The 371-nt window shown below is 54.6% G+C and carries 1 protein-coding gene; it reads left to right on the forward strand.

What is annotated here, in order from left to right; translation table 11 throughout:
- Window positions 1–55 precede the first annotated feature (55 nt).
- A complete protein-coding gene (locus CK944_RS22680; RefSeq protein WP_205049151.1) occupies window positions 56–229 on the forward strand; it encodes a PIN domain-containing protein in 174 nt (57 codons plus the stop codon).
- Window positions 230–371 lie beyond the last annotated feature (142 nt).

Consider the following 371-nt stretch of genomic DNA (forward strand, 5'->3'; position numbering starts at 1 on the left):
ATGCTAGCATTGCTATCAAGTGACGCCGAGTACCGTTGATGGGTTGGGGATCGTGTTGGACACCAATCCTGCCAATGCCGTGGTTCTGGATCTGGCGCGAAGACACCGGCTGTCCGTCTACGATGCTCTTTATCTGGAACTTGCGTTACGGCACGGCGCCACATTGGCAAGCCTGGATGCGGCGCTGCTGGCGGCAGCGAAAGCGGAAGCAGTTCAGATCGTGAGCTAGGACGCTGCAGAGGGAGGGGAAGTAACTCGACGAACGGCCGCTTAGCACCGCAATTTTCGGCAGTAATTCGTTTTATGGAACAAGACCTTGCGACCNACAATAGACAACCTCCGGTTATAGAGAGGATGTTCGTTACAGTTGT

Origin of the sequence: Paracoccus sp. SY, assembly GCF_002901215.1 — a bacterium.
In the GTDB taxonomy this organism is placed as follows: domain Bacteria; phylum Pseudomonadota; class Alphaproteobacteria; order Rhodobacterales; family Rhodobacteraceae; genus Paracoccus; species Paracoccus acridae.